Origin of the sequence: Aerococcus sp. HMSC23C02 (genome assembly GCF_001806805.1) — a bacterium.
GTDB classification, from domain to species: Bacteria; Bacillota; Bacilli; order Lactobacillales; family Aerococcaceae; genus Aerococcus; species Aerococcus sanguinicola.
Window position 1 is genome coordinate 34,298 of sequence record NZ_KV786039.1, and the last position, 6,032, is coordinate 40,329.

The 6,032-nt window shown below is 52.0% G+C and carries 5 protein-coding genes; 2 read left to right on the forward strand and 3 right to left on the reverse strand.

Annotated features, from left to right (window positions below; translation table 11 throughout):
* Positions 1–604: 604 nt before the first annotated feature.
* Positions 605–874, reverse strand: coding sequence for a 30S ribosomal protein S15 (gene rpsO, locus HMPREF3090_RS00310; RefSeq protein ID WP_067972344.1), 270 nt, complete (start codon positions 872–874; stop codon positions 605–607).
* A 155-nt stretch (positions 875–1,029) separates the two neighbouring features.
* Positions 1,030–1,908 carry a DegV family protein gene (locus HMPREF3090_RS00315; protein WP_067972347.1) on the reverse strand — a complete coding sequence of 293 codons (879 nt, stop codon included), beginning with the start codon at positions 1,906–1,908 and terminating at the stop codon, positions 1,030–1,032.
* Positions 1,909–2,048: 140 nt separating this feature from the next.
* Between HMPREF3090_RS00315 and HMPREF3090_RS00320 the strand changes: the two genes are divergently transcribed.
* Positions 2,049–2,693 (forward strand): phosphatase PAP2 family protein, encoded by a 645-nt coding sequence (locus tag HMPREF3090_RS00320; protein ID WP_067972349.1) that lies wholly within the window; start codon positions 2,049–2,051, stop codon positions 2,691–2,693.
* A gap of 807 nt (positions 2,694–3,500) precedes the next feature.
* Here HMPREF3090_RS00320 and uvrB read toward each other — a convergent pair.
* Positions 3,501–5,498 carry an excinuclease ABC subunit UvrB gene (uvrB, locus tag HMPREF3090_RS00325; RefSeq protein WP_067976506.1) on the reverse strand — a complete coding sequence of 666 codons (1,998 nt, stop codon included), beginning with the start codon at positions 5,496–5,498 and terminating at the stop codon, positions 3,501–3,503.
* 184 nt (positions 5,499–5,682) lie between these two features.
* On the opposite strand from uvrB, the gene rpsT reads away from it, so the two are divergent.
* A complete protein-coding gene (gene rpsT, locus HMPREF3090_RS00330) occupies positions 5,683–5,937 on the forward strand; it encodes a 30S ribosomal protein S20 (RefSeq protein ID WP_067972352.1) in 255 nt (84 codons plus the stop codon).
* Positions 5,938–6,032: the final 95 nt, after the last annotated feature.

A 6,032-nucleotide genomic window follows, 5' to 3' on the forward strand; every position in this document is an offset into this window, starting at 1 on the left:
ACGGCTCTTTAACGATCACTTTCAAGACGGAACGTATGCTCATCAGCACAGTCCCCCACACAACCACTATCAAAGCACCAAACAAAAAGCAGCTTGGAATCTACTCATGAGCAGGAGTGGAGCTTGAGTTTGATCGTTAGCCATGAAAAGAAAGCAATGTGAATTAGGGATAGTAGGCGCTAGCCGTACTAGCCCTTTGAAGCTTGCTAGGTGAGAGACCTTGGCTCTCACCGGTTCCATGGCTCTTTAACGAGCAAACTCAAGACGGAACGCATGCTCACAGCACAATCCCCGCACAACCACTAACAAAGCACCAAGCAAAAAGCAGCTTGGAAGCCAGTCATGAGCAGAAGTGCAGCGTTGAAGTTGGGCCTTAGCCATGAAAAGCAAGCAATGTGAATTAGGGATCGTAGGCGGAGCCGTACGAGCCCTTTGAAGCTTGCTAGGCGAGAGACCGAGGCTCGAGCCGGTGCCATGGCTTTTCAAGGACCAAATTCAACAGCGGAACGTATGCTCACAGCACAGCTCCCAAAAAATCCAAGCTCATTTTTCTTAATAAAAAGGCGAGATCCAATTGCTCGAATCTCGCTTTTTTGACATCGAATTAGCGACGTAAACCTAAGCTTTGGATCAAGTTACGGTAACGAGTAACATCCTTGTTACGTAAATAAGCTAATAAGTTACGACGGTGACCAATCTTCTTCATTAAGCCACGGTATGAGTGGTGGTCTTTCTTATGCGTTTGGGCATGGGCGTTCAGCGCATTGATTTCTGCGGTAAGTACAGCGATTTGTACTTCTGGGCTCCCAGTATCCCCTTCATGCGTTGCATATTTTTCGATAATTTGTGTTTTTTCTTCTTTTGAAATTGCCATTTTGACAACACCTCTTTCTATATTTTTGCCTAGAACTGAGTCGATCGTCGGTGACTCGCAAAGACTAAGTACTAGGTCATGCCATGACGGCACTCTCCAAAGTATACGCCCAAAAGGTTCAGAATGCAAGGGAAAATGCCTAAAAGATTTCTCACTTAGTCTGCCAGGGGCCGGTGCTTGGCCAGGGTTCCCATACCGATCGAGCCCTTGCCGCCATGGGTCCCCAAAACAGGGGTCAGATAGCCGATCATACAGTCCAGGTCCGGATGCTGGCCGTGGATGGCTGCCTTAAATTCCTCCGCTTCTTCCGGCACTCCCCCGTGGGCAAAAGCCAGGCGGATGCCTTGGGGATAGGCCGCGATGGCTTCATCCAGGAGTTTCTGGTAGGCTTGGATAACCTTCTTCTTGGTCCGGACTTTGTCATAGAGGACCACCTCACCGGCCGCATTGAAGTAGGCCACCACGTTGATTCGGAGCAGGCTGCCCAATTTAGCGGTCAGTAAGGAAGCCCGTCCCCCTTTCACGAAGGTCTTCAGGTCCGGAATCACCACATAGATCCGGGAATTGTCGCCGATCCACTGGAGCTCTTCAGCCAGGCGGTCAGCCGGCCAGCCCGCTTCCAGCATCTCTAAGCCTTCAATCAGGATGTGCTGCATCTGGAAAGAGGTCCCCTTGGAATCAATGTAATAAGTCTTGAAGTCATCAGCGAATTCCTCCAGCACCATCCGCGCCGTCTTCAGGGTGCCGCTGATCTTGCTGGAGAGGAAGATGGCGAAGACCGTATCATAGCCGCCCGCAATAATCTCCTGGGCCCGCTTGTAGAAGGCCAGGGGTTCCGGTTGGGAGGTCTGGGGCAATTCAGGCGAAGCATCTAAGTAGTCGTAGAAGGCTTGGGCTGCCTCGGGTTCAGCAGTGTCCGCAAACTCCTTGCCATCCGGAAAGCGCATCGACAAGTCCACTTGAAAGACATTGTCCCGGTTTCTCAACTCATCCGGCAAACTTGCTGTACTATCAATGATAAATGCTGCTTTCATCCCGTCACTCCATTTCTTATTCTTACTCTACATTGTAACAGAGAACTTTTCCAAAGTCTGTTCTAACCCCTCTTAAAAAAGACTTTATTTTTCTTTAAATTAGCGTAAAATAAAGGTATTGCATTATTTGGAGGAAAAACATGAAAACATCTTACCTGTGGGCCGCTGGACTCGCTGGCCTGCCTTTTCTAATCATCTTGTGCCTAGTTGCGACGGGAAATCCCGCCCTCTTGGCCATGGACCAGGCGGTGAACACGGCCCTCTACGGCGGCCACTACCCTCTCTTGGTCCCCATCATCCGTGCCTTCACCTACCTGGGCGACAACTACCTGCAGCTGACCTTCATCGCGCTGTTGGCCCTCTGGCTCCTCTACAAAAAAGAAAAACAAGTGGCTCTCTGGCTGGTCCTGTCAAACTTCCTGACCATCTCCGGCATCAACCAGCTGGTCAAATTCCTGATCCAGCGGCCGCGGCCTGACCTCTTCGACCACCTGATCCTGGTCGGCGGCTACTCCTTCCCCAGCGGCCACTCCATGGGCTCGGTCGTCTTCTACGGCACTCTGGCCCTGACCCTGGTCTACCTCTGGCCCAAACACTTCAAACATCCCGCCCTCCTCTACTCTTTGGTGGGCCTCCTCTCCCTAGCTCTGGCCTGGTCGCGCATCTTCCTCGGTGTCCACTACTTCTCCGACACCCTGGCCGGCCTCTCCCTCGGCCTAACCTGCCTCATCCTCGCCAAAGCCGCCATGGACCGCTGGGTAGATGAGCGACCCCAAGTAGAATAAAAGATGAAACCAGGCTCCCGGCCTGGTTTTTCATTTTGGTTGGGGGTTAGAGGGGGCAACCCACAATCAAGCTGGTTGAGTGTGGGTTGATAATCGGCAAGGCACAATAAAACCGATCGAGTGTGGGTTGGCGAGCTCCAAGACACAGTGAACCTGCCCAAGTGTGGGTTGCCAATAGTTAAGGTACACTCACGATATACGAGTGTGGGTTGACAGTTTTCAATCCACACTCATAATGGCCGAATGTGGATTGACACCACCCAAGCCACAATCACGGCAGACGAGTGTGGCTTATCCATTCCCCCTCCCTATAAAAACACAAAAACCAGACCCCAGGAATTTCGGGATCTGGTTTTTCTCTCATTTTTACATTAATTATTAAGGAACATTCTTATCACACTAGACAATATTGATAAAACCACAGCATCTGTTCACCAATACCCCATTATTATAAGTGATATTTTGATGGTAGAACACAATATTGATAGGAGCAGGAGTGGAGCCTTGAAAGTGATCGTTAGCCGTGACCAAGCAAGTGAAGCGAATTACGTATCGTAGGCGCCAGCCGTACGAGACGTTTGAGTCTCGCTAGGTGAGGGACCTTGGCCCGAACCGGTGCCACGGCTCTTTAACGATCACTTTCAAGAGCGCAACGCATGCTCCTCAGCACCGTCCCAAAAATCACACCCTGTAGTCGGGTTCGGTCGCGCAGAAGTGGCTCCTCTTCACAAAGTCCCTGCGAAGTCTTTCAGACTTCTTCGGTCTTTTGCTCCAGAGGTCCACTTCTAACCGCGCTCCCTCACACCCTTATTTAATCTTAAATTCTGCTTTCAATTCCATCAAGACATCACGCAGCTCTGCGGCGCGTTCGAACTCCAAGTCCTTGGCCGCTTGCCGCATTTCCATTTCCAGGTTGTGGACGGCTTCTTCTTTTTCATTGCGCTTGAGGGCGCGGATGCTTTCGGTGAGGGATTCGGATTCTTCGGCCAGGTTGACGTCGGAAGTGATCCGGATCGAATCGTGGATTTCCTTTTTGATGGTTTGCGGGGTAATGCCGTGCTCCTTGTTGTAGGCCTGCTGGATTTTCCGCCGGCGGGCTGTTTCATCCATGGCATAGCGCATGGACCCGGTGATGTGGTCGGCGTACATGATCACGTGGCCGGAAGAGTTCCGCGCTGCCCGGCCAATGGTCTGGATGAGCGAGCGTTCATTACGCAGGAAGCCTTCCTTGTCGGCGTCCAAGATGGCCACCAAGGAGACTTCCGGCACGTCGATCCCCTCCCGCAAGAGGTTGATCCCAACGAGGACATCGAAGACGCCCAGGCGCAGGTCGCGGATAATCTCGGTCCGCTCCAGGGTCTTGATGTCCGAGTGGAGGTACTTGACCCGGATGCCAATCTCTTCCAGGTAGTCGGTCAAGTCTTCGGACATCTGCTTGGTCAGGGTCGTGATAAAGACCCGCTCTTCCTTGTCCACCCGTTCGTTGATCTCGCTGACCAAATCGTCGATCTGCCCCTTGATGGGACGGACTTCCACTTGCGGGTCGAGGAGGCCAGTGGGTCGGATGATCTGTTCGACCACTTCCCCATGGGCCAGGTCCACTTCATAGTCGCCCGGTGTCGCCGAGACGTAAATGGCCTGGTTGACCTTCTTCTCGAACTCCTCCAGCTTGAGGGGCCGGTTGTCCAGGGCACTCAGCAGGCGGAAACCGTAGTCGATCAGCTGCTGCTTGCGGGCCTGGTCCCCATTGTACATCCCGCGCACCTGGGGCATGGTCATGTGGGACTCGTCCACCATGAGCAACCAGTCGTCCGGGAAGAAGTCCAGCAAGGTATAAGGCGCCTCACCCGGCTTCCGACCGTCCATGTGGCGGGAATAGTTCTCAATCCCATTACAATAGCCCATCTCCAGGAGCATCTCAATATCATAGCGGGTCCGCTGCTCCAGCCTTTGCGCCTCCAGCAACTTATTGTCCGCTTCCAATTCCTTGAGCCGCTCGTCCAGTTCCGCCTCAATGGTTTGAACGGCCCGAAGAATCTGTTCCTGGTTAGCGACAAAGTGGGTCGCCGGGAAGATCGGATAGTGCTTGACATCATTCTTCACTTCGCCCGTCAGCACATCCACCTCGCGGATCCGGTCGATCTCATCACCAAAAAATTCCACCCGGATAGCCGAAGAATCACGTGAGGCCAGGAAGACCTCCACCACATCCCCGCGCACACGAAAAGTCCCCCGCTGGAAGTCAAAATCATTGCGCTCAAACTGCATATCCACCAGCTTGCGCATAAAATCATTGCGTTCCATCTCCTGACCCTCGCGGATGGACAAGACATGGTCCCGGTATTCTTCTGGATTCACCAAACCATAGATACAGGACACCGAGGCCACAATCACCACATCCCGGCGTTCCAAGAGGGCTGAGGTGGCCGAGTGGCGGAGCTTGTCGATCTCATCATTGACCGAGGCTGACTTTTCGATATAAGAGTCGCTCGAAGGCACATAGGCTTCCGGCTGGTAATAATCATAGTAGGAAACGAAATATTCCACCGCATTGTTGGGGAAGAATTCCTTCAGCTCCCCGTAGAGCTGGCCAGCCAGGGTCTTATTGTGGGCCAGGACCAGGGTCGGCCGGTTGGTCTGGGCAATCACATTGGCCATGGTGAAGGTCTTCCCCGTCCCCGTGCCCCCTAAGAGCACCTGGGCCTGGTCGCCCGCTTCCACCCCTTCAACTAATTCTTTAATGGCTTCCGGCTGGTCCCCGTTCGGTTCATAGGGGGCCACCAGATCAAATTTTTGATTCGACATCAGTGTTTGATTATCCATGCACGATCCACTCCATTCCACCCTATTCTATCATTTTAAGCCGTGTGGGGCCACTTTGGCGGACCAGGATAAATTTCTTTTCCCCTTGCATCTGGAGAAAATATTCGATATAATATTTCTGTTAGTGACTCATCACTTGAAATCTATCACAGAAAGAGGTGCTCTCATGCCACAAATTCAATCAGCAATCAAGCGTGTACGCCAAGAAGAAAAACGTACTGCTCAAAACGGTAAAAAATTAAGCAAGATGCGTACAGCGATGAAGAAATTCGAACAAGCTGCCGAAGCTGGTGCCGACAACGCCCCAGAATTATTCGTTCAAGCTTCTAAGGAACTTGACCAAGCAGCTGGTAAGAACTTAATTCACAGCAACAAAGCAGCTCGTGAAAAATCACGTCTCGCTAAAAAATTAAACAAATAATTATTTGATGAAACCAGCCGATCGGAATGATCGGCTGGTTTTTTCTTTTAGGGGCTGTGCTGTGAGCATCCGTTGCGCTGTTGAATTTGGGCCTT